The 25786-nt window shown below is 61.1% G+C and carries 29 protein-coding genes and 2 pseudogenes; 7 read left to right on the forward strand and 24 right to left on the reverse strand.

All coding sequences use genetic code 11. The features are described from left to right. Positions 1 to 1570: 1570 nt before the first annotated feature. Positions 1571 to 2230, reverse strand: coding sequence for a hypothetical protein (locus L0U80_RS05735; protein WP_233863016.1), 660 nt, complete (start codon positions 2228 to 2230; stop codon positions 1571 to 1573). A 166-nt stretch (positions 2231 to 2396) separates the two neighbouring features. Next, positions 2397 to 2960, reverse strand: a complete 564-nt coding sequence (locus L0U80_RS05740; protein ID WP_233863017.1) for a DNA-binding protein — start codon at positions 2958 to 2960, stop codon at positions 2397 to 2399. Positions 2961 to 3165: 205 nt separating this feature from the next. Here L0U80_RS05740 and L0U80_RS05745 point away from each other — a divergent pair, with 205 nt between their 5' ends. Further along, positions 3166 to 3651, forward strand: coding sequence for a hypothetical protein (locus tag L0U80_RS05745; protein ID WP_233863018.1), 486 nt, complete (start codon positions 3166 to 3168; stop codon positions 3649 to 3651). A gap of 3 nt (positions 3652 to 3654) precedes the next feature. On the opposite strand, the gene L0U80_RS05750 is transcribed toward L0U80_RS05745, so the two are convergent. The 16 genes from L0U80_RS05750 to L0U80_RS05825 form a co-directional block, all read right to left on the reverse strand. Beyond that, the gene (locus L0U80_RS05750) at positions 3655 to 5694 is read right to left on the reverse strand and encodes a phage tail tip lysozyme (RefSeq protein ID WP_233863019.1); all 2040 of its coding nucleotides are present in this window, start codon (positions 5692 to 5694) and stop codon (positions 3655 to 3657) included. A gap of 127 nt (positions 5695 to 5821) precedes the next feature. After that, entirely contained in the window at positions 5822 to 6862 is a 1041-nt protein-coding gene (locus tag L0U80_RS05755) for a hypothetical protein (RefSeq protein ID WP_233863020.1), read from the reverse strand. A 9-nt stretch (positions 6863 to 6871) separates the two neighbouring features. Continuing rightward, positions 6872 to 7273 (reverse strand): single-stranded DNA-binding protein, encoded by a 402-nt coding sequence (locus L0U80_RS05760; protein ID WP_233863021.1) that lies wholly within the window; start codon positions 7271 to 7273, stop codon positions 6872 to 6874. Beyond that, entirely contained in the window at positions 7270 to 8292 is a 1023-nt protein-coding gene (locus tag L0U80_RS05765; protein WP_233863022.1) for a hypothetical protein, read from the reverse strand. The genes L0U80_RS05760 and L0U80_RS05765 overlap by 4 nt, the downstream gene beginning before the upstream one ends. Further along, positions 8289 to 8729: a hypothetical protein gene (locus tag L0U80_RS05770; protein WP_233863023.1), complete on the reverse strand. Its 441-nt coding sequence runs from the start codon at positions 8727 to 8729 to the stop codon at positions 8289 to 8291. Before L0U80_RS05770 ends, L0U80_RS05765 begins: the two co-directional genes overlap by 4 nt. After that, positions 8726 to 9283 carry a hypothetical protein gene (locus L0U80_RS05775; RefSeq protein ID WP_233863024.1) on the reverse strand — a complete coding sequence of 186 codons (558 nt, stop codon included), beginning with the start codon at positions 9281 to 9283 and terminating at the stop codon, positions 8726 to 8728. Before L0U80_RS05775 ends, L0U80_RS05770 begins: the two co-directional genes overlap by 4 nt. 267 nt (positions 9284 to 9550) lie before the next feature. Continuing rightward, the gene (locus L0U80_RS05780) at positions 9551 to 12343 is read right to left on the reverse strand and encodes a DUF927 domain-containing protein (protein WP_233863025.1); all 2793 of its coding nucleotides are present in this window, start codon (positions 12341 to 12343) and stop codon (positions 9551 to 9553) included. Continuing rightward, on the reverse strand, positions 12340 to 12687 hold the full coding sequence (locus L0U80_RS05785) for a hypothetical protein (RefSeq protein ID WP_233863026.1): 348 nt from the start codon (positions 12685 to 12687) through the stop codon (positions 12340 to 12342). The genes L0U80_RS05780 and L0U80_RS05785 overlap by 4 nt, the downstream gene beginning before the upstream one ends. Next, entirely contained in the window at positions 12680 to 13075 is a 396-nt protein-coding gene (locus tag L0U80_RS05790; RefSeq protein WP_233863027.1) for a hypothetical protein, read from the reverse strand. Before L0U80_RS05790 ends, L0U80_RS05785 begins: the two co-directional genes overlap by 8 nt. Beyond that, the gene (locus L0U80_RS05795; protein WP_233863028.1) at positions 13068 to 13610 is read right to left on the reverse strand and encodes a hypothetical protein; all 543 of its coding nucleotides are present in this window, start codon (positions 13608 to 13610) and stop codon (positions 13068 to 13070) included. The genes L0U80_RS05790 and L0U80_RS05795 overlap by 8 nt, the downstream gene beginning before the upstream one ends. Beyond that, a complete protein-coding gene (locus tag L0U80_RS05800) occupies positions 13603 to 13941 on the reverse strand; it encodes a hypothetical protein (RefSeq protein ID WP_233863029.1) in 339 nt (112 codons plus the stop codon). Before L0U80_RS05800 ends, L0U80_RS05795 begins: the two co-directional genes overlap by 8 nt. Positions 13942 to 14169: 228 nt before the next feature. After that, entirely contained in the window at positions 14170 to 14448 is a 279-nt protein-coding gene (locus tag L0U80_RS05805) for an XRE family transcriptional regulator (RefSeq protein ID WP_233863030.1), read from the reverse strand. A 134-nt stretch (positions 14449 to 14582) separates the two neighbouring features. Further along, positions 14583 to 14810 (reverse strand): helix-turn-helix domain-containing protein, encoded by a 228-nt coding sequence (locus tag L0U80_RS05810; RefSeq protein WP_233863031.1) that lies wholly within the window; start codon positions 14808 to 14810, stop codon positions 14583 to 14585. After that, the gene (locus L0U80_RS05815; RefSeq protein WP_233863032.1) at positions 14803 to 15474 is read right to left on the reverse strand and encodes an ORF6N domain-containing protein; all 672 of its coding nucleotides are present in this window, start codon (positions 15472 to 15474) and stop codon (positions 14803 to 14805) included. The genes L0U80_RS05810 and L0U80_RS05815 overlap by 8 nt, the downstream gene beginning before the upstream one ends. Before the next feature lie 3 nt (positions 15475 to 15477). Further along, positions 15478 to 15900 (reverse strand): helix-turn-helix transcriptional regulator, encoded by a 423-nt coding sequence (locus tag L0U80_RS05820; RefSeq protein WP_233863033.1) that lies wholly within the window; start codon positions 15898 to 15900, stop codon positions 15478 to 15480. Positions 15901 to 15989: 89 nt separating this feature from the next. Continuing rightward, positions 15990 to 17042 (reverse strand): hypothetical protein, encoded by a 1053-nt coding sequence (locus L0U80_RS05825; protein ID WP_233863034.1) that lies wholly within the window; start codon positions 17040 to 17042, stop codon positions 15990 to 15992. Between the two features lie 897 nt (positions 17043 to 17939). On the opposite strand from L0U80_RS05825, the pseudogene L0U80_RS05830 reads away from it, so the two are divergent. After that, a pseudogene (locus tag L0U80_RS05830) lies at positions 17940 to 18125 on the forward strand (hydrogen peroxide-inducible genes activator); the annotation flags it as partial. An 86-nt stretch (positions 18126 to 18211) separates the two neighbouring features. Here L0U80_RS05830 and L0U80_RS05835 read toward each other — a convergent pair. From L0U80_RS05835 to L0U80_RS05845, 3 genes are all read right to left on the reverse strand, one after another. Continuing rightward, positions 18212 to 18496, reverse strand: a complete 285-nt coding sequence (locus tag L0U80_RS05835) for a hypothetical protein (protein ID WP_233863035.1) — start codon at positions 18494 to 18496, stop codon at positions 18212 to 18214. A gap of 36 nt (positions 18497 to 18532) precedes the next feature. Continuing rightward, positions 18533 to 19006 (reverse strand): hypothetical protein, encoded by a 474-nt coding sequence (locus tag L0U80_RS05840; protein ID WP_233863036.1) that lies wholly within the window; start codon positions 19004 to 19006, stop codon positions 18533 to 18535. 673 nt (positions 19007 to 19679) lie between these two features. Further along, the gene (locus L0U80_RS05845; protein WP_233863037.1) at positions 19680 to 20462 is read right to left on the reverse strand and encodes a hypothetical protein; all 783 of its coding nucleotides are present in this window, start codon (positions 20460 to 20462) and stop codon (positions 19680 to 19682) included. An 894-nt stretch (positions 20463 to 21356) separates the two neighbouring features. Between L0U80_RS05845 and L0U80_RS05850 the strand changes: the two genes are divergently transcribed. After that, positions 21357 to 21596 carry a hypothetical protein gene (locus L0U80_RS05850; protein WP_233863038.1) on the forward strand — a complete coding sequence of 80 codons (240 nt, stop codon included), beginning with the start codon at positions 21357 to 21359 and terminating at the stop codon, positions 21594 to 21596. Positions 21597 to 21668: 72 nt separating this feature from the next. On the opposite strand, the gene L0U80_RS05855 is transcribed toward L0U80_RS05850, so the two are convergent. After that, positions 21669 to 21941, reverse strand: coding sequence for a hypothetical protein (locus L0U80_RS05855; protein ID WP_233863039.1), 273 nt, complete (start codon positions 21939 to 21941; stop codon positions 21669 to 21671). A gap of 347 nt (positions 21942 to 22288) precedes the next feature. Continuing rightward, positions 22289 to 22537: a hypothetical protein gene (locus L0U80_RS05860; protein WP_233863040.1), complete on the reverse strand. Its 249-nt coding sequence runs from the start codon at positions 22535 to 22537 to the stop codon at positions 22289 to 22291. 709 nt (positions 22538 to 23246) lie between these two features. Between L0U80_RS05860 and L0U80_RS05865 the strand changes: the two genes are divergently transcribed. The 4 genes and pseudogenes from L0U80_RS05865 to L0U80_RS05880 all read left to right on the forward strand — a co-directional run bounded on the left by L0U80_RS05865 (position 23247) and on the right by L0U80_RS05880 (position 25204). Further along, positions 23247 to 23441 (forward strand): hypothetical protein, encoded by a 195-nt coding sequence (locus L0U80_RS05865; RefSeq protein WP_233863041.1) that lies wholly within the window; start codon positions 23247 to 23249, stop codon positions 23439 to 23441. Between the two features lie 486 nt (positions 23442 to 23927). After that, positions 23928 to 24222, forward strand: a pseudogene (locus L0U80_RS31790) (oxidoreductase dimerization domain-containing protein); the annotation flags it as partial. Further along, entirely contained in the window at positions 24219 to 24581 is a 363-nt protein-coding gene (locus tag L0U80_RS05875; protein ID WP_233863042.1) for a cupin domain-containing protein, read from the forward strand. The pseudogene L0U80_RS31790 and the gene L0U80_RS05875, both read left to right, overlap by 4 nt. A 143-nt stretch (positions 24582 to 24724) precedes the next feature. Then, positions 24725 to 25204, forward strand: coding sequence for a metallophosphoesterase family protein (locus L0U80_RS05880; RefSeq protein ID WP_233865704.1), 480 nt, complete (start codon positions 24725 to 24727; stop codon positions 25202 to 25204). Positions 25205 to 25448: 244 nt separating this feature from the next. On the opposite strand, the gene L0U80_RS05885 is transcribed toward L0U80_RS05880, so the two are convergent. Continuing rightward, the gene (locus tag L0U80_RS05885) at positions 25449 to 25724 is read right to left on the reverse strand and encodes an oxidative damage protection protein (protein ID WP_124150247.1); all 276 of its coding nucleotides are present in this window, start codon (positions 25722 to 25724) and stop codon (positions 25449 to 25451) included. Between the last annotated feature and the right edge of the window lie 62 nt (positions 25725 to 25786).

Below are 25786 nucleotides of genomic sequence, written 5' to 3' on the forward strand. Positions count from 1 at the left end.
TCGCCGTTGCAGGCGTCGCGGCGCGATGATAGCGCACGTGCATGTGCGCAGTGTTGGCGGGTCCTCGCCGTGTGCGGCGGCCGGGTTTTTTCCCTCCGATCGCCTTTTTTATAGACGAAAAAAACCCCTGCTTTCGGTGCGAACCTGAGTGTGAACCTCGAAGGTGCGAACCAGCGCGCAAGCCTTGTCCAGCAAGGCGTTCAGCCCGCAGGGGGCCGCAGTGGAACAGGGCCGCCAGCACTCACCGCGGGGGAGTTTTTTCCGTTCCCTCTTTTCTGGAACCCCGTTTTCGGTGGTAACCAAGCTGGTAACTGTGCGAGTGGTAACCAGCCCCCCAGCCTTATGCGGTGGGCATTTGTGTCGCGTCAGGTTGTGACGACTGGCGCGTGAGGCCGGGGTTATTTCCGCCAGCAGCCCCTTTTTATAGACGAAAAAACCCCCGGTATCTGTACGTACTAGCGCCCGTGCGTACCGGCGTGCGAATCCACGACCATCGGGGCTTTCAGCCCGATTGGGGCAGTCATGGGAGAGGTCCGCCGGCACGGCCTGTGAGGGAGTTTTTTTCGTTCGCTGTTTCCGGAAAGCCCAATTTTCGTGGATACCGGCGTGGATACCAGACTAACGGATACCAGCCGCGCGGCCTTATCCCGTGGGCGTTTGCGCCGTTTCAGGCGGCGACGGCCGACGCGGGCGGCGGAGTTTCTTTCCTTTCCCGCCTTCTTTAATAGGGGAAAAAAACTCCCTCGGACCATCGCGCGGAATTAGCGAGCCGGTACAAATCAAGCGCGGCCGCTCGAACTTATTCGGCGTTTCTGCGGACTTTCGAATCCGCCTCAACCTTCGCGTGAGGCAAGTCCACCAAGGCTTTCGCGGATTTGTCCGCTGCGGATTTATTCGGCTTTATGCGGACTTATCTCGGCTGGCGGTTCGCACGTGGAAGGAGCGTTTTCCGTGGCAACCACATGGCAACCTCGGGCATGGCAACCAGCGCCCGGAAGGCCGTTTCCGTGGATACCTGAGCGGATACCACGTCCGCCAGCCGTTACCGATTCTGCAACAGTTGGAACAGGTACACGGCTATGGTGCGCGCCTACTGCGCACTTATTCTCGCGCTGCGCTTGCACCCGGTCGCACTCCGCGTAGTGGGCTTTCAGCCGTCGCCGTTTCTCTGTGTCAGTCGTCATGGTGTTCGCCTCAGTCTGCGCGCCCATGTCCGATGCGCTGCTCGCGCGCGCGTGATGGACTGCAAAATTCGGGGTGGCGGCCGAATCAGCCCGCCAGCCATGTCGCTAGCGTGCGCTCGTTCTCAGGTGATCCGTCGATTAGGCCCACATACATTCGGGGCCCGGCTGGGTGTTCGTGGCGGCGCACCGCTACCGGGAGACCGCGTAGGGGGGCGTGGGTGCGTACCGGGATTCGCAACCCGGCGGTGGGACTCGCGCCATCAGCCGATCAGGGCGGCGTCGAGCGAGCCATCGGCCAACGTGGCGAGCCCTCCGAGCAGTTGTCTCGGCCTACGAATTCGCGAATCGAACCATCGTCGCCGACGCTACACGGCACGGAGATTTGCTCATACCTCCACATCCCCAAGGTTCGGGGGTTGCCGCGCGTCTCGAAAGAGGAAAGGAAATTCAGCGGCTGATCCTGCCTGAAGTTTTTCGTAAAGGCGTTCATCACCATATGCCTTTGCTTCCTCATGGGTCGCCAGGTCAAGGCAATAGTTTGTGCCTTCGTGTACTGCATAGATTATCCAGTCGCCCGTCAGGCGGCGCTCGCTCGCGCGTTCTTTGTACGCTCCAAACGTCAGCCGGTGGGCGAGTACAGCTTGCCAGCGCGCTGGATGGTTGCCGTGCTCACGCGCAACTTCGTCGATTAACTGATCGAAGGCCTTGTTTCCGCCGCCCCTCACATTCCAACGAAGGTTAATGTTCCGCACCAAATGATGCGCAGAAAAGAAGTGCTTGTGCCAGAACCCGGACAAAGGAGCCTTCGTGAACGGGAGAGCGGCCTTAGTTAAAGTGTAGTCGCCGTTACCTTCGAGTTGATCGAGCTCGTGCAGCACTCCAAATGGGTCGAAGTGCCGGTCTGCCATGCTTAACAGTCTGAACGCGAGAGCAAGACTTACCCGATTGGCATAGGGGCGTCCCATCAATGCCTCTGCCTTTATTGCTGCAACCTTCTCTGGCGTCAGGCGAACCCAAATCCCTTGCTCTGACTTGTGTTCTTTCACTCCGTGTCCTCCATTAAGCGGCTGGCGATACACCACAATGTGACGGTGTTCTCTAGCAGTCAAAGCAAACGGCGATTCGGCATGACCACGCTACGTGAGGTCTGGTGATTTTCTAAGAGTCCGGCCGCCGCGAGCCTGCGTCCGATTGCATTCCACGCGGCCTGAGTCACGCCCAGCTCGCCGGTCTTGCTGTCTCCAGCCAGCGCCGGATGCTGGCGGCATTGCGGCTCACGGTGTGCGCGGGCACGTCGCAAAGCTCCGCGATATCAGCCAGGCTCCCGCGCGCACCGAACAGCTTCTTGATGATGGCCCGGCGTGCCTGCCGATGGGACAGCGTGTGCGAGTAGGTCACTGCGGCGTCGGTCAGCCATTCGACGGCAGCGCGCCATTTCGCGCTGGGCGTCGTGCCGAGGCAGCACGGCGCACCACACTTGCACGGCAACGTGCGCGGGGCGGCGCTCACGACAAGCACCGCGAGATGGATCTCGGGCAACGCTTCAATGTGCCAGCAGATGATTCCGGCCTGCGCTGCGCCGTCCATGTCGACTAGGCCCATGCCGCGACCAATGGGCGTTTCGTCGACGTGCTTCGCGAGCGGTGTCGTGCCGTACTGCTGCGACGAGTAACACAGGGCGAAGCGCACCGCGTCGAATGCACTGCGGAAACGCGGCTCGGCGTCGGTGAGTGGTGCGCGCGTGCTGGCGGCGCGTTGCATGATGGTGGCGTCCATAGGATCTACTCGGCGTAAACTGACGGGCGCGATTGGTTGTTTGTCTGGCCGCCCTTCATCATGGGGCGGCTTTTTTATGTGCCGATGCTACAGGCAATTCAGCGACTTTGATCCGCGTCAGGTTCGAGGCGTCTGCCAATGTGATTCAGTTGACGGGTCGCCGGTTCGAACCGAGCATCGGCGCTTCTGACCACAGGGAGACATCATGCTCAAACACGTTGCTATCGGGGTGTTGCTGGTCAGCATGGCCGCGTCGGTATCCGTTTCTGCGAACGCCCAAGAAACACGGTTTAAAACCGCAACTGAAGCACTTTCATGCATCGCTGCCACCGACGCAAACCCGGGCACGTGTCCTTATCCGAACGAGCTCATGAGATCCGATCCTGCCTTCAGGCGCGCTTTCAACGCGACCGTGAACCGAGACAAAATCGAATTCATCATTCGACACGAGCAGCAGGAGGTTCCCGTAACGCCGGTTTCGATTAGCGGGCGTCCGTATATCTCCGGTTACATGAATCAGCGCTACGAATCAAACTTCCTGCTCTACATTTACCAGCCATCGCAAGATCGCGTAGCCGGTGCCTATGGCTCGAATGCACCTAGCGTGCCAGACACCCAAATTCGTTGGGTTGGCGCGCCGTCCGAAGACGAAAAGCGATGGCTCAAAGGTCGCATCGCGAAAGGGTGGTGAACTTCAAGACGCCACCGCCGCCGCATTGGTACTCACGGCCACGCGTGCGGACGTGCTGTTCTCCACGACGACCTTTATTACCTGCTGCGTGGCCGCTCGCTGCTGCTGCCCGCTCATACCCTTCGTCTGCATGTTGAAGTTGTACTGGTTGCCAAAGCGATGAATGGCGAGCCGCTCCGCATCTGCAGGCGTCATGTTGTAGTCTCCGCGATCGTAGGAGTCAGCGAGCAGCGCACGCTTGAACTCCTCCTTAAGGATCGCTCTTGGCCGCTCGTAGAGCCCGGACATGACAGCGCCAGCGCCGGCGGCGCTCGTCTGCTGGTTCAATGTCCGACCGGCTGCAAGCTCCCCATGCGTCAACTCCCATAGCTGGAAATCGTACTGTTCGCGCAGGCTCGACCCTTTTATATCGTGGCCGAACAGTTTCTTGAATTCTGCTTGGCGTTTGGCGTGCCACTGTCCGGCTCCGTAGGCTGTCCCATCATCGCCTAGGATGTTGGCGTGCAGACCCGACTCAACCATATCGCCAGCTGCAATGCCTGCTGCTTGTGCTCTTGTCAGATTGCCGTGCTTCATGAAATACGCGATCGCATCCGCAGCATTTCCCGGGCGCGGATCGTCGCCATTGATCGCCGCAGCGTGCGACGCCAGCTTCTTCGGATCCTCGACACCCAACGCCGCGGCATGGGCGGGTGTCGAAACAGCACCCATGAAATACTTGCCGAGCGTTACCGCGCCCTGTGCGAGTCTGTGCGCTTCGCCGGCCACGGTCCAGTTCGGGTCGAGGACGATATGACTCTGATTGAAGAGGTTTCCGGTTTGAGGGGCACCGCTCGCGCTCGATGGTGAGGAGCTGCCAGGCTGTCCGTTCGTGCCCGGCTTGTCATCGCCCCCCATACCGAACCATTTCTTGATGTCAGCATCAAGGCCGTCGAAGATTCTCGATAGCTTGTCCGCCGATATGCCCAGATCATCCAGCGCTTTCGCCGCCCCGGCGGGTGCCTTGCCGCTGAACAGGTCTTCAAGCGCTTTGATGCCCTGACCCGCGCCCTCCTGCAACCCAGCCTTCGCGTGCATCGTCCTCTCGTCGACGCCGCGTGAGAGGTCGTTCAACGCATTGACGGCCGTGTCCGTCACGTTGAACGGGTTGATGTCCTTCGCGAAGTGGGCTTGCGTCTGGTCCCATTCTCCGCCGGTCATCGCTCGCAACCGGAGTGCCTCCCGGAAGTTGCTATTTACGTCGAAGCCCATCGCATGGAAATACTGCTGGTTGAACGTCTCGGGCGACGCGTTTTTCGCCCATTCGTGTTCACGCTGCAGGGACTTCATGGCGAGCTGCGCTGCGTCCATGCTCTGCGCCTGCGGCAACGACACACCCGCCGCGCGGGCCAGCATCGGTAGCCCGCTCAAATCATATTTCGCATCAGCCGTGCGATCGAGCATGGAGCTATCGACATAGCGCCCCGTGTTCAGGTCAAACGACCGAAGTTCGCCCGTCGACACGCCAAGGCCTCGCGCATCGCGCTGGTCGTAAACCGCATCGTCCGCGAGTTTTTTGGCTGCCACCATCGTCGCCGTGCCAATGCCTCCGATAATGGCAGCAACCTTGCCGAGGGGGCCCATCAGGCCCCCTAGCGTGCTGATCGCCGTTTCGATGCCTGCAACGCCATTTCCGCCCGCCACATGCCCGATCGCGCCGAAAGCGCCATCGCTGAGCTTTTTCGACGCGGCTACCATCTTGGACATCTCTTCGTTGCTCGTGCGCAGCGCACTCGTGAGTCTCGAGTGAGTTTCGAGGGCACCGTCAAAGGCCTTGCCGATGGCATCCGCCTGGATTGCCATCAGCATCATCTGTTCGCGCGCCCCCGACGACAGCTTTGCAACATCGCTCATCGATGCGCCTAGCGAGCCGGTTTCCCTTGCCATCTTTTTCCAGTCTTCGGGCATGTCCTCAAGGTCGGCGGCGTAGGCCTTGAAAATCGCGTAAAACTCGCGGAATTTCTCGTCGCTGACGTCGATCTCGATGATTGGTTTGTTGCTCATAGGTCCTCAATTCGTTTGGAGAAGCTACTGCCGTGTGCCCGATATGCGCGCTCCGGGCGGTCAATCAAACGCGGGTTGGTAGCGGGTTCCCTGTTGGGAGCGAGAGTGCGCTCAATGCACCATGCCGTCAAACCCCTGCCGCCTGCTGCGTGGGCGAAGGAGGAACCGTCGGCGTGCAGATCACCACCGTCGCCCATTCTTCGCCGCTGGCCGAACTGAAATGGCCGATGTGGCGAAGGGCTTGCACAATAAACGTGCCCGTGAACGTCACCTGGTAGTTGAGCCCCGAAACGCTTTTTTCGCTGCTACTGCTGAATATCATCGATCCCGGTCCAACGACAAAACCAGCAGGCATCCGGATCTGCGTGCCGACCTGGAGGTCACCACGCATCACCGTCATAAACTGCATGGTTCCGACGTCAAGCCATGTGGGCTGCCCGATCAGGTCCGTGAAATCGATTTGCACTGGCGCCGGCATTGTCTGCGTGCCGTCGAAGACAGAGAGCGTTCCCCGGTTGATCGCGATACTTACACCGGGATAGGTGTCACCGAGAAACTGGCTGGCTGTTATTTCCCTCACGTGCTGGGCTAGTTCCTCCAGCGTGCCGCAGAAATGTTGCTCGTCGAAATCCTGAATCAGGTTCGGGCTGATATTGATCGTCGGCGGCATTCCGGGATAGGCCACCGAGAGGCAGTTTTGAAGTGCCTGAGACAACTGTTGTCCCTTCTGCCAGTTCAGCACGAAGTTGCCGGGGTTGCCGGTAGTGAACTGTGCGGGATAGACCACGAAATCGAGGTGCATTTCCGTGCCCTGCCACGCACCAAACGAGTTCAGGATTGTCCCCTTGAGTAACACCCCTTGCTGCGACGAATTAGCCAGCGGGAGACCGGGGCCCATGCCGCCCTTTAGCTCAAGCAGCTTGCCGGGAACAGTCGTGTTATTCAGATATTGCACGCCGAATTGCTGAGACTGCGCGAGGTCTTTCAGTGCAATTCCGTGAATCGTGATCGTCGATCCCCCGGCCGGCGTGTCAAAGGGCATGACGGGAATGTCGAACTCGATATTCAGCGCGCCCGGATCGAACTTGCCGTTCGGGAATGATGTCCACGTGCGCCACGGCTTCGTCGTGTCGTCGGGCTGGTAGAGATTCAATTCATAAAAGCGCATGGCGTTTCCTCAAAGATCGTCGTCAAAATCCGCCGCGGTGCCGCTCGCGGCTGGCCGGCTGGCGGAACCCTCATCAGTTGGATCGTCGGCTAGCACGGCCTTGCGCTTGCGCCGCACGTGATACGCGGTCAATACCGCGTGCGCCACCATGTCGAGCGCGGGTCGCGCCTCACCGTGCCTGTCGGCCCAGACCTTCGGCGTGAGCGTGCCCGCCAGCGATACCGCGTCGCCGTCCTCGAGCGCGAGCAGTGCCGCCGCCGTGCTGTCCGAAAACGTGATGACGTTCACGAACAGGGCTTCGCCGTCGCTGGTGCTCGCGCGAACCTTGGCCGTCACGAATTCCCGGCCGCTCTGGCCGGTACGCGTTTGCGCGGTGCCGTAGAGCCTTCCCGCAATCAATCCGTCGATCATGCAATTCCCCCTTCGTTATTGAGCAACCGCCGCAATTCGACGGCCCGTGTCTGCGAGCACCCGAGATAGCGGCGAATTCCCGCGACTGTGGCGCGCAGCTCGCCCGCCGCGATCGCTTGTGTGACGCGCCCGATGTCCGGGTTCGTGCCCAGCGGGCGGTCCGGCTCAGCTGCTGCCAGTGCTGTTACTGGCGCAACTGCTGGCGCGGGCGGGGCCGTTACCGGGTCGGTGCGCGGATCGTTACTGACGGCGTTACCCGGCCCGGTAACGGCCTCAGGCGTGGCCGCGTGCTGCGGCGATCCCTGAAGCGCGAGCAGCCAGCAGAAGCACGCGACGCCCTCCAGCACCGCGGCGAACGCCAGGCCCGATAGCAGATCGAGTCGCGCGGCCGGAATGCCGAGCAGGGCGGCGAGCGGCATCGTTACCGGATCCGCACGTGCGGCGTTGAGTTCGGCCTCTGCGCGATCCTGCGCGGCTTGCTGGCGGTGTGCTTCGGAGGCCTCGGTGTCGAGCGCATCGACGCGCGCCGCCAGTGCCGTGCGCCTGGCGTCGAGGGCGGCGCACGAGGTCGGGCAGCGTCGCGCCTTGGCCTCGGCGAGTCGCGCGACCGCGGCGGCGCGATCGCGGGCAATCTCGGTGAGCGATCGCGAAGCGGTCGGCGTGCTACTTGGTGAAATCGGCGGCGTTTGCGCGGCGCGCTCGGCGCGGGCCTCGGCGGCGTGCCGCTGGGCCAGCGTGAAGAACACGGCGTGCCCGTAGCAGGCCGCGGCCATGCTGGCGGCCCACAGCAGCGCGCCGGGCATGAGCAAAGGCCACGGCTGCCGCCGGAGCAGCGCGGGCAACAGGTGCGCGGTGAGCACCAGCACCACGCCGATTGCGATCCACAGCACGCGCTCCGCGATCCATCCGCCGCGCTGCCAGCCCGCCAGCACGGACAGACATACTGCTGTCGCGCTCGCAAGCGTAGCGAGCGTCGTCGGAGCTTTCTGCGCAATGGGGGAGTACTGCGCTGCGTTCACTGCGCACCTCCTCGCACCAGCGCGCGCATGGCGTTCACTACCACGGGATCGGCCTTCGGCCACCACGCGCCCGTGCAACGGTACCGGCGGTCCAGCTCTTCGTCGGAGTAGCGTTGCTTTGGCTCGTGCCACGGATCGACCGCCGCGTGATGGGCTTCACGCCACCGCGCTACGTTCCCGCGCTTGTGGCGCGCCTTCTCCGAGTCGAGCAGTGGCAGCGGGGCATTTTCGCCGGGCCCGAAGCGGAAGACCCTCGCGTGATTTGCGCCGACATGGCCGCACACGTGGGCCTGCCCCGTCGCGACCATGTGTGAGAGTACGTCGCGCGCGAGCTTCACCCGGGCATTGAACAGCACGGCCACCTCGGCGGCTGTGCGCGGCTTGCCATCCGTCATCAGCGCGCGGATTCGGCCGGTCAGCGTTTGGGTCTCGCTCATCTCATCCTCCCGGCCCGCGTGCGTTTCTTCGTGGCCGCCGTGGCGGTGTGCTCGGGATATCCGCGATTCGTCAGGTCTTCGTTGGCCCGCCAGGTGCGATTTGCAACCTCGGCGCTCGTGGCGGCCTGAACGCGCATTGCCTTCAGGCGAGCACGGAAGTAGTGCAGGTTCGGCAGCAGGTCTGCCAGCGGCGCGCGGATCGCCCTCGCCATGGTGTCGTCGAGCAACTCGCGCGGCCAGCGCTCGAGCGTGGACAGCTCCTCGAGCATCGCAACGAGCTCGGCGCGCATCCGGCGCACATCGTCCGCCGAGAGGTACGGCCCCCACGGCAGATACAGCCCGCCACTGCGGCTTCGCAATGCGCCGTCCGACACTTCGCGCGGACTGGGTGTCGCGGACTCGCTGCGGGCCGTTTCTGGCGTCGTTGGCTGGACACCCGCTGCGCTGCTGCCGTCTCGCTGGCGCATGAATTCGTCGTAGGCCGCTTCGCCGGGGAGCGGGCAACCCGCCTTGGTCCACGCGATGACGCGTTGCGTACCGGGTTCAAGCGCCATGGCCGATCTCCGATTCCGTGAGACTGGATTGCACTTTGAGTTTTGTGGCGTAACTGGCGTTACCGCCGTAACACGCCCATCCTGCAAGGGTTTGATGGGTTACGCCGACGCCAGCGGCGCCGTAACTGGCGTTACTGGCTCCGCGAGCCGCATGGTGCGCGTTACGCCAGTTACGTCCTGTGCATGTGCTGCCGTAACTGGCTAAAGCCTTGGCTGGTGGGGCTGTTACGTCAGTTACGGCCGTTACGCCGCATACTGCAAAGGTCTTCACTTGTCGCCTCCGTTGAGCGCATCGGGGGCGACGTGATACAGGCGCTTCTTTCCCTCAGGTGTATGCGTCACTTTTGCGACTTCGGCTTTGCCTTTGTCGGTGAACGCTTTGGCTTCGTCGATGGCGCGCAGTACGCGGTTGAAGTCGTACCCCTTCGTCGCCTCGCGCAATCCGCCCGAAGTGAACAGGTAGAGGCGTCGCTCGCCATCGTCCTGTTTCCACCAGCCAGCGCGATCGCGGATCAGGTCCGCGCTGCCGTCGATGTTCGAGAAGCGCGCGCTGCCGTGACGGTCGATGAAGTCGGCCGCCGCGCGCAGGATGCCGGCGTGCTCGGCGCTACGGCCCGGCGCACCCCACTGCGAGCGCCAGAGCCGGAACGCATGAAGCGCCGCGCTGGCGGGTTCTCCGCCCGTCCACGGAACAACGCCCCATTCGATTGCCAGTTCGCCCGCCAGCGCGCACAGCGCGAACGCACGCGCTGCGCGTCGCTCCTGGTCGCCGAGCTTTCCGAAGCGATCCAGCAATGGCGTAAGCAGCTCCGTGAGCCTGAGGCCTCCAGCCAGATTGCGGATCAGCGCGTCGACGAAGCGCGGCCCGGCATGGCCGTAATTCGTTGCTGCCATGTTGCGGATCTCGTCGGACAGCACGCCGCCCGATTCACGGCCGTGCAACGTCTCGAATACGCCGTAAGCGCCTGTCACCGGAATGTCGAGGATGCGCACGAGCTGGCCCGCTTTCGCCTCGATGCCGCCCGCCGCCATGCGCGCGGCGACGGTCAGCTCACCGGTCGAGAACAGGAACACGCGCCAGCGCGCCGCCTGCCGGGCCTCACCGTGACGGTTTGCGCGCGTCTTGCCCATGCCGTTGATCAACGCATAGGCTGTTTCATAGAGGTCTTGCGGCTTGATCTCGCCAATCTCATCGAGCACGAGCAACGTGTCCGAATGCAGCGCTGCCGATCCCTCAAGCCCGTTCGAAGTTGCACGCCACTTGCGCTCGAATCGCGGGCTGCCCCATACGCTGATCGCCGCACGCGCCGCGGTGGTTTTGCCGCATGAAGAATCGCCGTAGAGGTGCGCGCCGCCGCCGTCGAGGTTCAGCGGCCCAAGCAGCGGGCCGGCAAATGCCGTTGACATGGCGAACATCAGCAGCGGGTTATCGTTGGCGAGGGCGGCCAGTTCGCGCCAGCCTTCGAACGTGCCCGCCACCGCGTAGGGCGCTTCGCGGCCCGTCGACTGGAACCAGATATCGTCCGCGCCGAGCACGTCATCTGGCAGCACGAAGGCATCGCCGCACCATCCGGTCGTGACGGCGGCGCGCATCTGCCGGGGCGGATACTGCCCGGCGATGTAATCGAGAATGCCGCCGCGGTTCTTCAGATCGAACATGACGCCCTCGGACAGCAGCACGCCGCGCACCTCGTTACCGTCGCCCGCGAGCATCAGCATCGGCATTGACCATTTCTTCCAGCGGCCCGCCGGCGAGACGTACTCAAGCAGACGGCCATAATCGCCGTCCTGCGGGTTGCGCGTTACGGCGCGCACGTAGAGCGGGCTGCATATCCATTGGTCCGTCAGCTCGGGCGGCGCGTCGCCCTTGGGCAGCTTCACGCCGTGGTGGTAGACACCGGGCTTGAATCGCTTGCCGTCTATCTCGATCCAATCGGAGTAGACGCGCCAGCATGGGCGGCCCTCGATGCCGGGAAACGATCCGGAATCGTCGGCGCTATCGCTCGAACTTGCCGCCGGCTGCGTAACGTCGCGGGCGGCCACCACGCAGGCGCGCACGGCGTCTACGCCGCGCAGCACGAAGAGGTCGTTGATATCCGTCGCGCCTTCGGGCCGGTTGTCGCCGAAGTCAGGCATCACGAGTCGGCCACCGACGGCCTGCGCTGCTTCCAGCGCCTTCGATGAGCCGTTGCCGATCTCGCCCAGAATCAGGATTGGCAGGTCCGGGTGTGCCTCACGCATTGCCTCGGCGGTTTTGCGCAAGTTCCCGGCAGTGAGCGATGCGACCGCTGCGTCGCCATCTGCTGCATATATCTCCTGGTGAGTCTGGGCGCTTGCGACGCCTTCCCCGATGGCAATGCGCCATGTGTCCGCGCCGGGCTGCGCCGCCATCCAGTAGCCGCCAGCCTTCGCGCCGCCGGCAAGGGCGGATTTGCGCCCGTCGCTGTCGATCATCTCCAGGCTCATGAGCTTGCCGTCGCGCTCAATGCGGGCGACCAGCACGCGGCCCGCGAGGTCCTTGCCTGATGCATTCGGTGCGTAGCCGATCAGTTTGCGCAGCGTCGCCGCGTCGAGCTCGCGCAACATCGGCGTGGCTTTCAGTCCCTTGCGCATCAGATAGGGGTGATCGTCGCGTGATGGATTCGCCTTAGTCCATACCGCCAGCGCCAAAGTGGAGGCCTCGCGTTGCTTCGTCACGCGCTCCATCGCAGCTTTTTTTGCCTGTGCCTCGCGTGCTGCGCGGCGCTCGACCTGCTGCGGCGATTCGAGAACGGGCCAGGTGTGGCTGGCGGGCTGGAAACCGTAGCGCCTTGCGATGCCGTAGAGCGTGCCGATGGTGATTCCGCCGTCCACTTTCAGCGATCGCCATGTGTCGCGCGCATTGGCGGCCACGTAGCTTTGCGCGCCGCGGCTCCACGCATCGAACACATCAAAGCCGCCGTCGCCCAGCTCGTGCTTGATGGCCGCGCCTACGCGCCACCATTCCTCGCGTTCGACATCGGGGGGAATGCAAGCGAGCGCAGCCTCAATGCGTTGTTGTTCGTCAATCATTGCGTTCATTGCGTGCTCGCTTTCCCGACGCGTTCAATCTCGCGCCTCAATGTCGAAAGGATGAATGCCGCGTCGCGCCGGATGCCTTGGGCATCGGTGCCGCGCGGATCGAAGGTGATGGCGACTAGGCCGGATAGCAGCACGTCGACCGTGTACGGCACGCGGAGTGCGCTGTAGTCGGAGTCCTTCAGGCGGAGGTGCTGGCGCTCTGCGAGCCATGCCAGCGCGTCGATAAGGCCCGTGGAGTCCTCGTCGACCAGCTCGGGCGTTACATGCTCTGGATTAACGATCAACGTGAAGCGATAGGGCCAGTCCGTCGACGAGTGGAGGCCGTAGCAGGTGATTTCAGGCATGGTTCGTCCCCTCTGAGGATTCCTCAGTGCTACGTGCACGCGAAGACTTGCGCAGCTTGCCGGCCTCATGGGCGCGAAGTTTCTGTGCACTCTGTGCGCTGGATGCGATTTCGCCCATCGTCGCGATCTTTTCGAGGCTGGCGGCCAGATGCATCGTGAACGCTGTGAACCGCTCGGTCGATTCCCACGGATGGCCTATTTCGTCGTCGTAGTCAGCGCACGCAATAGCGGTCAGCATCTCCGAAAGATCGGATGCATCAGCCATCGCCAGATCGCCTAGGCTTGTGAGCCATTCGAGTTCGGTGTCGTTGAAGGTGGGAATGGCGCGTTGCGCCAGCGCCTCGATCGCGTTACGCAACGAGCAGGGGTTCTGGGTGATGTCATTCATGGGACACCTCCGCTTGTGAGGCTGCGGCGTTGATATCTGCGCTGAGGTCCGACAGGATGGATTCGTGCGTGCCTTCGTGCTGAATCGCCATATCGAGGCAGACACGGGCGACACGTTGCGCGCTCGAACCCGCCGGCAACGAGTCGGCCAGCAGCTCCAGCGTCGCGCACAGGTCCGCCGTGTGGTTCTCGACCAGGTGCCCGATGCTCGTGATTGTGGTGAGCGCCGAGCGCAGGCTCGCGGCCGGGGCGATTACGGCGGCCTTCACCGTTGCGCTCTTGTCGGTGCCGTCCAGCTTGCTCTGCAGGAGGTCACCGACCACCGCGACGAAAACGACGGCGTCTTCGGCGTCGATCCGCAAATCGCCGTAGCTTGTCTGGATCGTGAAGCCGCGTTCCATCGCCGGAACCTGCTTTGCCAATGCGTAGTCGATGCGCTCGGCCTCGGTGGTCGACGGCGTGGTGTCGCCGGTTGCCAGCACCTTATTGACGCGCGCCGCGATGTTCGCAGGGGTGGTTGCAGATCGCTTACGCATGGTTGGCCTCCACATTACGATTCGACACGATCTGCCATTCGCAACCAATCGGTATGGCGATGGATTGCGCATCCGACGCCATACGGCGGCCCTCAAGGCGCACCGTTATGTAGTTGAGCAATTTGGCCAGCCACGCATCGCTATATGGCTCACTGTTGAGGTGCGAAATCAGGTCGCGCTCGATGTTCAGCACAGACTCGTTGTCGCCGACAGGCTGCGTGATGATTGTCCCGTCAGCGTTGATCCATGCGAGCACGGCGCGAGCGTTACCAGCGGTGTCGAGTGCTTCGCGGACAGTCATGTCCGGCGCTGCCTTTGTCGGGTTACGCATGGCGCACCTCCACCGTATAGGAGTACTCAGCGCCGTAGAAACGCCTAAACGCATCGGGGGTGTTCGCCTGCGATACGAGTGTAGAAATAGCGATGAGAGCCGTGCCGGTTATGTTGAGTGCGTCTTGATACGTGCCGGCAAGCGCGGCAGCGCGTAAAGCACCGGTAACGATTGAGGGGATGGAGAAAGGGAAAGTGCCCGGCAGGTTCGCCGGGTCGCCAGTAAAAGTTACTTCGGTTCGGTCAGGTCGATGGTCGCGCCCATTGAGCGCATCCGGTTCAAGACCTTCTCGATCATCTCTGGTGATAACTCCAACTGCGCAGCCATCGTGAACAACATGTGCGAACTCATTTGCCTCGCTGTCGCGGGGTTCGGGTTGGTGTACTTGCGCCAGTGCTGATCTCCCGCCAGCCAGGCAAGTTCGGCCATCTGTTTGCCGGTAAGACCAAGCTCCGATTTCAATTCGGCCAGATCCTCTGGCGAAGGTGGTGTGTATTTGATGGGCATGTGTAATCGCGCTGCACGCGCTGAACGTGTGCTTCATGGTTTCATCCTCACGGGATAAGCGGGACTCGCGGGTGCGTTTCCCAAGTGCGATTAAACTAGCTCCATTGGGGCTGATAGTCAAGTAGTAGGCCATGCTATCGCCCCTCCAGCACATACAGACCAACGCGGTGGCGCTCGCCGGCTTCGGTGACGCGCCATACCCACGACGTCGTGATGCAGTGGCCGAGCTTGCGCAGTTCGAAGACGCGGCGGGGCACGTGAAGAATGTCGAGCTTGCGATAGGCGCTCACGGTATCGACGGGGCCGCGTCGCAAGGCGCGCAGGAGGCGGGCGCGCTGGGCTTCGGCGCTGTTCTTATTCATCGTCGCCCTCCACCGGAAACAGTCCGAGCTGCGGCGCTTCGCCTTCGAGCTTCGTCGTGTTGCGCTCGATGCGCGTGAAGTCGCCGGGGGCGGCGCTGCCCGCAACGTAGCGAGCGCCGAAGCTGTCGGCGTTCGAAACATCGCCTTTGGACATGTGGGGCAAAGAACGCACGCCCGTGTAGCGGCTCATAGCCTTGTAGGCGCGTGGGATTGAAATCCCGCGGGAGGCATTCATATCCACGGCGCGGTGCAGAAGGCGGGAGCGGTCGCGAACCGTGCTCGGCGCGTCGGCAGGTTCGAGCGACGTCGCGCGCTGGCGGAAATAGCAGTCCTCGAGCGTTTCGAACACATCCCAGGCGGCGTCCGTTTCCAGCATCTTCGCGTGACGCATCGCGCCGCGCTCGGTCCAGAAAATCATGCTTCGAGCCTTTGGCGAGATTTGTGACTTACTCAAAGTGACCCGCAAATTTTTGAGATCGTCGCCGAACAGCTTGAAATAGTGTTTGCCCGCCTCGAATCGGTCTGCATTGCGGCTGTGGTTGACCTGAATGTTGATCGGCTCTGTGCCGTACAGCTTCGCCAGTCGCTCGGTCGTAATGACGCGTTCGCCCATCCAGATGATCGGAGTGAGCGTGGCGGCCGTGATCGCGTGGGTCGTCGCCATCGATCAGCCCTCCGCGCCGGTAGCGAGTGCCACGGCGGTGCGCTTGCGGGCTTTCGGGGGCGTTGCTGGCGGATTGCCTTGTGCATCAGCGGGCAGCCCGGGCGCACCCGGAGCGTGGTAGTCGTTCGGGCTTTCCATCCAGCGCAAAAGCTCGCGATTCGACCAGCCAACGCAACGCGGGCCACCGAGCTGGACGCGCTTCGGGAAGCGGCCCACCAGCTCGCGCTGGCGCACCCATTCGTGCGAGCAGGGGACGATGTGCTTGAGCTCAGCCCAACGTGTGTAGCCGTCAACCGGCAGTGTCAGACGGTCTGACTCTGCGCCAGCTTTCGCGGGGAGAGGGGCGCGCGCCGGATCGACTGAGGCAGCCTTGATGTGTGCGGATGCGTTGCCGGTCGGCGTCGCCTTCTTGAATTTCGCGGACATATTCAAACCTTTGGGGTTGGTTGAAATGTCCGCAGCGTAAAGACGGGCGAGACTATTGAAACGGGACGTAACTCCCGAATTTTTTCTCGTTATGTCCCGGCAGCGCGTTTCCGGAGTGGCCGCACATCGTCGCGCGTCAGTGGTTCCCTCAGGTCGAGAATCGCAGACACGAAGCAGGCGACGACATCGTCAAGCGGGCTTCCGTACCACCCGTGCATCCAATCCGATAGCGCCTTCGTCAACACCCGGACACGCGGGTCCCCGCTGCGCGGTCGAGCAATCTGCGGCGTTGCACTGGCCTGGCCGTCCATCTCATTAGCGAAAGCAGACAGCAGGTCGCACAAACTGGTATCCCGCACCTCGTCGCAAAGCCAACGCAACCGGTCCACCGCCGGCAGTTCGTTCCATGGCGGGGTGTCCAGCGGTTCGTCATCAGGATCGTCATAGCCTGATTCACGTTGGTCAGGCTCATAGGTCATCGATGGCCAGGAATAGGCCGGGACAAATGCGAGATACAGCGGTCGAGTCTCGCCATCCTTTGCCCGGAGGCTCAGGTTCCTCGCTGCGAAATGAGCGCACAGAAAATCGGCAGCCAGTCCCGGGCCGCCCTCGTGCCCATTAATCGCATCGATCAGTTGGCGCGCCAGCTTCGCCACGTGCTGCGCCGACTTCTTCGTCTGCGTGGCACTTTGCTTCGGGAGATAGGTAAAATCGCCTTTCAGTTGAGAGTCAATCTCGGTCAGCAGCAAACCGCATATGCTGTCGCCTTTCACGTTCTGCGCCCAACGCTTCTTGGTCAGCGGCCCGCGTCGGTCTTGGGTCGCGATGACCTTCCACGCGCGCCGCATGTCTGGATACGTTGCCAGCCGGAGCAGGCGCATCCGTTCGCGTTCCAGCCTCTGCAGTTGGTGATCAGTCGGCTTGCAGTGCGGGCATGATGGGTTCGAGCAATCTGGATGTGGTTGCGCGATCAGCTCATCAAGCCCGCTGTATTGGCGCGCCAAAGCGGTAGCGGACATGTTCTGCGCCAGCTTCCTCACAAGAGCATCGGGCACCCAGTCCGGCAGCTTCAACGCGGCCAAACGGCCGTACCGTCGGTTGCGCCGATCCAACAAGAGATTGGCGTGCTCGTCATTACCCATTGCATCCCTACATGCAAAGCCCCTCATGAGGAACCGCGCCAGCCGGGTAAGGGAGCCCGCTTTTGGGGGATCAGCCTAGGCGCGGTTTGATCGCAAACCATTGCGGACAATTGGCAACTAGTGGGCAAGATTCTAGACCGGAACCTGAATCCTTCTCATGTATTCCGATCAGCCATGTCGAAAGTGCGCGCCTGTGGATAACTCTCAGCGAGCCTCGGTTGGGGGTCTTTTTGGGGGTTCTTTTCGATTCGAGAAACGGCAGATTCCCGCCCATCAAGGCCGAACGGGCGCAATTCAATTACGGTCCCCGCACCACCATCGCGCAACGCAGCGCGTTGTGGCTATGCGGTAGCAGGTCAAAGCCAGCCAGGGCTTTCGTGGCAACCCGGGCTCTGTTAAAGGAAGGAAGCCGGAGCGCAGCCAGAACCGGCCGCTTTTGCGCCTGACTGTGCCACGGTTTGTACCGGCGGGCCGGTGACGAAGCGACGGCGCTCGGCGCAGTCGACGCGGCAACTGTTCTGCGCGAAATCAACCTCTACTTGCAAGTATTCGGAAATCCGTCTCCCCGGACGATACGTTTCTGCGCGTGCTGCTCGCTGCGACGCAGGTACGCCGTGCGTTCGGTCATTCGCCTGGTGAGCCTGGTGTAGTTCGGGGCACTGGTAGGGAGCGTACAGGTCGGTGAGCGTCGCACTGGATACCAGTCGCGCGCATCCAGATTATCCCGTCCAGTCGCCTTAACGGCGTCGGGAAGTTTGTCGCCCACCCTTGGCCACGGGAAATTGCTGTGGACGTTGGTCGCGGCGTCGCGATAGCGGCTTTTCAGTATCTCGCAAACTACTAGCATCCACTAGTTATGCGCCGTGCTGTTCACGATGACGAAACGGGAGGATATTCCGCCATACGGTGGCGAGCGGCGTCGGTATCGTCGTGCTGCCGCGCATCTCGGTGACCGGGATGAAGCCGCACACAGGCGGTATTGACTGTGGGCTGTTTCGCTACGTGCCTTTCGACGAACCCGTACCCGATCGCCTCATGGTGCTCGCGTGGCGCGAGAGCTTAATGCGAACGGCGACTATTGAGGTTGCCCACCGAGGCGGCCTGACCGGGTGCGAGCCGTGATGTGAATACAAAGGCCGGACATTTGTCTGGCCTTTGCGGTTGGGGGATTACTGGGCGTACCCGGTCAGCGTGAAGTTACTGTAACTGCCAGGGATCTTCGTTGGCATCGCGTTGAAGTAGTACGTTTTTCCAGCGACCACCGGTCTTACCATGGTAGGTCCTCCATCGGTGTCCATGTCTCCGCCGCTACCCTGCGGGTTTGTATACGACACCAGAGTGACGTCGCCAGTACCACCAGTGAGCGTTGCGGCGAGCTGCGTTGCGCCAGCTGGTACGTTGAAAGTAAACATCACATTTTCTAGCCACGGATTGCTCCCGCTGATTCCGTACATTGGCTCGCCGATATTGAGCGGGATGGAGCTGTTCGGCTACGGGCCAACATAGGTGTTCAGCGTGACGTTGCTATAGCCCGACCTTGTGCCGACCATAATGTAGATGGTTTTCGGCGCGGTGAGGGCGGGGAAAACCCATTGGCAGGTCCGGTCGCTTACGCACCTGTATGTACCATCAATAACCCCGAAAGTGGAGCTTGGGCTCAATGTCAGAACCGGGGTTCCCGTGCCACCTGCTGCTTCGACCTTTATGGCCGTTGATCCTGTTGGAAGCGTGAGCGCAAACCGCGGTTCCGTTTCTCCCGTGTTGAGCGTCAGGTTCGCTGCGGATTGCCCAGGCTGTATCGTTACATTGAAGGGGCTGTAGCTGGTCTTCGCTACCGATTGCGCCACTGAATTCACTGGATTCGAGCCGCCACCACAGGCTGTGACGGCCATGGCCCCGCAAATCGCCGCCGTAAGCGCCGCCATGCGAGCGCCGAATAAAAGGCCTTCTTTAACGTATATCATTAATAATCCTTATTAAATTATATTGACTCTCAGGTTCGTTTTCGCCTGTGAGGCGAGCGCTTAGCCATAGGGGTATCGAAAAAATATTCGTCAAACCTAAGGCTATTTTCGAACGTACTAAGGTTTGTGAAACATGTCAATCGGAGTGATAAGTTAATAGGGCGAAAGATAAGAAAAAAATAAGACGACAGATGAGGCGTCGCAACTCACTCGAGAAAATTTGCAGATTCCCATAAACAATGGAATGCTAAATTATGTGTATGGCATTTCATCTATCGACGAATGCGCAAGGCGGCCGGGCATGCAGTGTAAGATTCCAGTACACGTGTTCGATCTTCGATAACTAAGAATGCCTAAATTATGCGAATACGTGAATGATTTATCGTGAAACGACGATTGCGCCTAAAGTCGGATCCCGTTTCGCCTCTGGAGCGGAACGCTGCCGCACATCTCGGTGACCGGGATGAAGCCGCACACAGGCGGCTTTGACTGCGGGTTGTTTCGCTGCTTGCTTCTCGACGAACCCGTACCCGATCGCCTCATGGTGCTCATGTGGTGCAAGAGCTTTATGCGAATGCGGGTTATTGAGGTGCGTGCCGACGCCGCCTGACCGGGCGCGCGGCGTGATATGAGGCAAAGGCCGGACTTCTGTCTGGCCTTTGCGGTTGGGAGATTACTGAGCGGAGCCGGTCAGCGTGTAGTTGCTGTAACTGCCACCGTTCACTACTGCCATCGGGAAGAAGTAATACGTTTTCCCAGCGACCACTGTTCTTACAATGGTATTGCTTGGGTCGGCGTACATGCCGCTGAAATCAGTCAGGGACTCGTTCACCACCAACTGGCCGCCACCATTGCCGCCACTGAGCTTTGCGGCGAGCTGCGATGCGCCAGCTGGTACGTTGAAAGTAAAGTACACGTCAGTCGCGACCGGTTCGCTGAGTCCGGACAGCGGTTCGCCGATATTGAGCGGAATGACCTTGTTGGGCTGCGGACCAACATAGGTATTTAGCGTCACGTTGCTATAGGACGATCTTGTACCCACCATGATGTAGACGGTTTTCGGCTGGGTGAGGGCGGGAAAAGCCCATTGGCAGGTCCGGGCGCTTACGCACGTGAATTCCGACGTCGAAGTCGAGAAGTCGGAGGCTGGGCTCAAAGTCAGAATTGGGCTTCCCGTGCCGCCTGCCGCTTCGATTTTTACGACAGTTGATCCTGCTGGAAGCGTGAGCGCGAACCGCGGTTCCGTTTCCCCCGCGTTGAGCGTCAGGTTCGCAGCAGATTGCCCAGGCTGTATCGTTACATTCAAGGCGCTGTAGCTGCTTTTCGCTACCGATTGCGCCACCGAATCTACCGGATTCGAGCCGCCACAGGCTGTGACGGCTAAACTCCCGCAAATCGCTACCGTAAGCGCCGTCACACGAGCGCGGGACAAGAAGCCTTCTTTAGCGTATATCATTAATAATCCTTATTAAATTATATTGACTCTCAGGTTCATCTTCGCCTGCGAGGCGAGCACTTAGCCATTGGGGTGTCGCAAAAAATACGACTAAACCAAAGGCTGTTTTTGAAACTACTGAGATTTCGTAAGCGTGTCAATCGGAGTGCGAAATTAATAAGGCATCAGATAAAGAACGCGCCGGATAAAGTACGGCAGAGCAATCGAGAAAATGTGTAGATGACTATAAACAGTGGACTGGTAAATTATTCATGTAGAACTATTGCTATGCATATCGCATGGGACTTACTCGATTTGGTTGGCCTGCCTTACGTATCGACTGATGTTTATGTGCATGCAATTGTCGATCCAATAAGTACGTCGTTTCTGAAATGTGGTCTGGAAATGCCAATCTTCATGGAAGAATTAGATTTCAAGCAGGGCGATGACTACGCAACGTGGCCACGAATGCAATGTTTAACTCCGCCGAATTTGTCCAGCCTGCGATAACGCAGTAAGCCTAAGCTATGCGAACCAATGAATAATTTCGCGCGGAACGGCGTTTGCGCGTAAAGTCGGCTCCCTTTTCGCCTATGGAACGGGACGCTACCGCAGAGGCGATGACACGCGATGTTTCACCGCCGTGCGCGCTTGTACGTGCAGCACGACATACCTGACCAGGGCCAGAGATTAGGGCTGCCCGACGCGCTTGCACGAGGTTCACATTTGAGAACGACCCGGTCGCGTGACTGTTGCACGTACCACGAACGGGTAACTTTGCAAAAGCGTCGATGCTAGAGAGTGCACGCCGAATCAGCCGCGCAAAGGATTCCCCAGCAACGCAGAGAGAGGAAATGATGAAGCCGGGTTGACTGGCTGGGCCGGCCGAAGATTCGGACGGCAGGTGTCCAATCGATGAAACGGCAGAAATCAGCGGCCGCCGATCTGCCCGGTACGTGGATTGATCAGCCGGGCGAAACAGAAGAGTCCCACGATGCCAAGCGGGCAAGCAATCAAGAACACTGCCAGCATGATGCGAGTGTGACGAAACGTAACAAAATGTATCGTCAGTTTAACCGCATTTTTCAATTGAGTACTGCGGGAAAACGACACCCAGCTGGTGTGCAAGCGCAATATTTCGCGCTTCGAAAGTAGGTGCAGATCAACTGGAGCGCCAGATCGGCGGGCCGGGGCGGCCCACAGGGCTGGATTGGGCGCTGCCTGGAATCAGAAGCAATCGAATACTACATCTACCGACTGCGTCGTCACACCGCGTATGCCTTCGCTATGCACCTCGACGGTGTGCATTTCCTTTTTGTGTTTCTGGCAGTAGGTCCGTGCTTCATCGATACCCGCGTTTTTCACGCGATTCCAGGACACGATCTCCCAGCGCGCCCGGCTCGTCACCATCAGATGCCCATCCTGTCGCGAATTTACGTCGGTGACGGACGTGCATGCCGCCAACACGCCGACACCAGCCAACAGGATGCGTCCCTTCATAGATTCCCCTAAATGCCGGACCATTGTCGCCGCGCGACTGCTACGTTGGCAACCCAAAAACCCGGTGAGCGGCTAAACGCACGGGCCGACGGAATCTGGTAGTCAGAAGGCATTTACAGGCGGGGAATTGGGGTGGCCGTGCAGATCGTGGTCGGGGATTACGAGGGATTCTCTGACAGCAGCTGTCGGTGGATATTCCGGCTTCGATACCGGTTATTCGGGTGCGGTCTCTGTGGCTGGAAGAGCACCAGCACACCACTGTGCGGGCCGGACAAGCCTGTCAATCTGCTGCCCGCAGGCAGCCGGATGTTTTTGGGCGCCCCTGTCCTGTGGGCGCGTGGCGTGCGTTAGTCGTGGGCGACGAGGTTGCCGACCCGGCCCTGACCGGAAACGAGGCAGGACGAGAGGAAGTTCTCGCCTTGGCTACGCGCGCCGATTTCGGAGAAGCCGCGTGCGATCGCCTCGGCTTTCACGAGTGTCGCGCCCTGTGCGCACGTGAGCGAGCCACCTTCATGCGCTTGCACGTGGGTAACGGCCCGGTTCGCCAGCAGGAGTGCAAGGACGACGACGACGCCAACGTTAAATAATTGCCTCATGATTCGTTCTCCTTTCACAGTCAGACTATCTCAGCCATTCGAAGCACGAATCCAGGAGTTTCCCGGCGATGCAGTGCAGCACATGCGGCGCAAAAATGCGCCGGCAAACGGCGACCGCGTCATGCTTCAGCGGCCTGAGAATGCGACGTCCTGGCCGCTGGGCCTTGCGCGGCATGATGCGTTAGCTCGGCGGCGTTACGTGCAGCAGGGACATTGCGCCGCAGCAATGGCGCACCGCGTCACGTTGAACGTCTGCGAACGACTGTAGTCCTGTCGCGCGCGAAAGAGGAGGGGAGAACGCGCGACAGAACGACACGTCAGCTGGATCGCACCACGTCCGCCGTTTTTTCCTGCGATCCGAACTCTCGTGCACAGGTCGAGCCACCCAGCCGGACATCACGGCCGCTGTCGCGTGGCGGTATCCGTGGATGACTTTGCGGTCGGCGCGAGCGTAAGCGTCGACCTGGTTCGTTGCACCCCCCTTGTCCGGGCCGTGTGGCTTGCCGCGTGCCCTGCGCGGGCTATCGCGCCGATAGTCCATGCCGCTGCGCGTCACCACCGGCTTTCTGTCCTGCGTCGATTGTTCGCATCGCCTGACAAGTGACTTCGTATTCGGGACATTTATCGGCGAAAGCGCAATTCCTAGAATGACACTCATCGAATTGCCATGGCGTTCCACAGGAAGCGATGGCGAGCAGCGGGAGCTATCATGAAATCCTTCCTTGAGAGACAGCTTTATCAGCCCGCAGTGGTACTGCCCATGGTTGACCTGATGCAGATGATGGTTTTGGCCGACTTCAGTCTCAGCCAGGTTGGAATGATGGTGGCGACGCGCGGTGCGCGCGCTGCGGTCCAGCGTTCGCGTGAACTGATTTGCGCGGTACATGGCGAATGCGTCGGTTGAGCCGCCGGTTTCCGATTCGAAACATCTAGTCCCCTGACGCGCATCGGCATCGCCCGTTTGCCGTTGTGACGTCGACCTGTGAGCCGTCCCGCGTTCCGGGGCGGCTTCTTTTTCTCGTTTTCCTGTACGAAAAAATCGTTTCTCGACGCTGCCGGATGGCACCGACGCGCCAGCGCAGCGCGTCCCCAGTGTAGGCGTAAGATGGCACGACGCGCGAAGGCGGCGCACGTTCTCACGGCGTCAGGAAGGAGAGGCGGTATGGCTCAGCGTTTCGACGCGATTGTGATCGGCACGGGGCGGAGCCGACCGTCGCTTGCCGTGCGGCTCGGCATGAGCGGCCGCAAAACCGCGGTGATCGAGCGCGCTGCATTCGGCGGAACCTGTGTGAACGTGGGATGCACCCCAACCAAAGCCCATGTTGCTCGCGCTCGTGCCGCGCACGTTGTGCAGCATCCGGTGGACTTCGGCGTGCAGGTGGGCGGTGCGGTGCGCGAGAGCGGGCAGCCTGCGCTCATTTCGATCATGCCGATGTCGCGCGTGGGCCGCGCTCGCGAGCGCGGCGAGACCGACGGCTTAATGAAGGCGCTGGTGGATACGCAGACGAAGCGCATCCTGGGGGGCATCGATCTTCGGCATCGAGGGTGACGAAGCGACCCACACATTCATCGACACCATGGCCGCTGGCGCACCGTTCACGACGCCGCAGTTCGCAATGCGCATTCATCCGACGGTGAGCGACCTGGTGCCGACGCTGCTCGACGGACTGAGGCCACTTCAATGAGCACACTATCTGAACGCGCATTCGGCAACCTGTTCGTGGGGATTGACCACGAAGCGAAAGAAGAGCGGTTCGACCGGCTGGTTGAGCTGCGCGGTGTTGTTATCGAGCGGATCGTGTCCACGGGCCAGGTGAGCCCCGATGCGTTCTGGTACGACGATCCTCGCGACGAATGGGTGCTGTTGCTGACGGGCGGCGCAGCCCTGCAATTCGAAGAGGACGGTCCCGCGAGGCGGCAGCTGTTGCCGGGCGATTACGTGCATATTCCTGCGCGTTGCCGGCACCGCGTGGTGTGGACTGACGACACGGTCCCGACAGTGTGGCTTTCCGTGTATCTCCCGGCGGACGCGGGTACGGCCTGAAATCCGGATGGAGCGTTTCCGGTCGGCAACAGGGGCCCGCGTAAGGTTGTCGATTGTCTCCAATCGTCGAACACCATCGACGATAATCGCGCTTGAGCCACCTCAGCCGCCGTTTCGTCCGTTCGCCCACGCCTCGTCTGCCTATGCCGGCACTACTCACGTTCCGTGTTGGACTGGTTTCCGATACGCACAATCTGGTGCGACCGGAGCTGCTGCATTTTCTTGCCGGCTGCGAGGCGTTGGTTCACGCGGGCGACATCTGTGACCGATCCGTGCTCGACGCGCTGGCTGCCATCGCTCCGCTGACCGCCGTGCGCGGCAACAACGATCACGGCGCATGGGCCGAAGCGCTGCCGGTGCAAACGACGCTCGAGGTCGGTGGCGTGAAGATCGCGATCGTGCATGAACTTCGCGACCTGCCAGGCGACCCTGTGGCGGGCGGTATCGCGGTGGTGGTTAGCGGACATTCGCACAAGCCGTCCGTGGAGACGCACGATGGCGTGCTCTATGTGAATCCGGGCAGCGCGGGGCCGCGTCGTTTCAGATTGCCGGTCGCAGCGGCGATGTTGACGATCGGAAAATCGGGTGAACTGAGCGTGGAGCATTCACATCTGGTCCAGTAGGGACCAACGAGTGAACGACGAGGACAGCAAAGGCCAGTGTGCAACGGTGGCTTTTGCCGTCGCAAGAGCGAGCGACAGAAACGCGTGCGTCACGGTCGCACCTCTCGGTGGAACTGGCGCGAGTCGTCCCGCGAGGACGCTCGGGAAAGGCTGAGGGACTGCGATAAAAGCAAAAATCCGCGCCCTGGAGCGCGGATTGCGTGATGTCGTCGTCGGCGCGTCGTGTGCGCCCAGGGGACGCCGATCAGCCCTGCGTGGGCGGCACGTAGCCTGAAGCCTGGTCGGCGCCTTCACCGAAGAAGAACTTTTCCGTTTGCTTCATCAGATACTGGCGTGCACGCGGGTCGGCCATGTTCAGGCGATTCTCGTTGATCAGCATGGTTTGATGCTTGAGCCACATCTGCCACGCCTCCTTCGAGACGCTTTCATAGATGCGCTTGCCGAGTTCGCCCGGCAGCGGCGGAAAGTCGAGACCCTCGGCTTCCTTGCCGAGCTTCGAGCATTGAATCATACGGGCCATGCTGTGCTTCTCCTTGAGTCGTATGTGTGGGTGGCGTCACGTTCATCCGTAGATGGGGACGC

The sequence above is a fragment of the Paraburkholderia adhaesiva genome (genome assembly GCF_021390575.1).
In the GTDB taxonomy this organism is placed as follows: domain Bacteria; phylum Pseudomonadota; class Gammaproteobacteria; order Burkholderiales; family Burkholderiaceae; genus Paraburkholderia; species Paraburkholderia adhaesiva.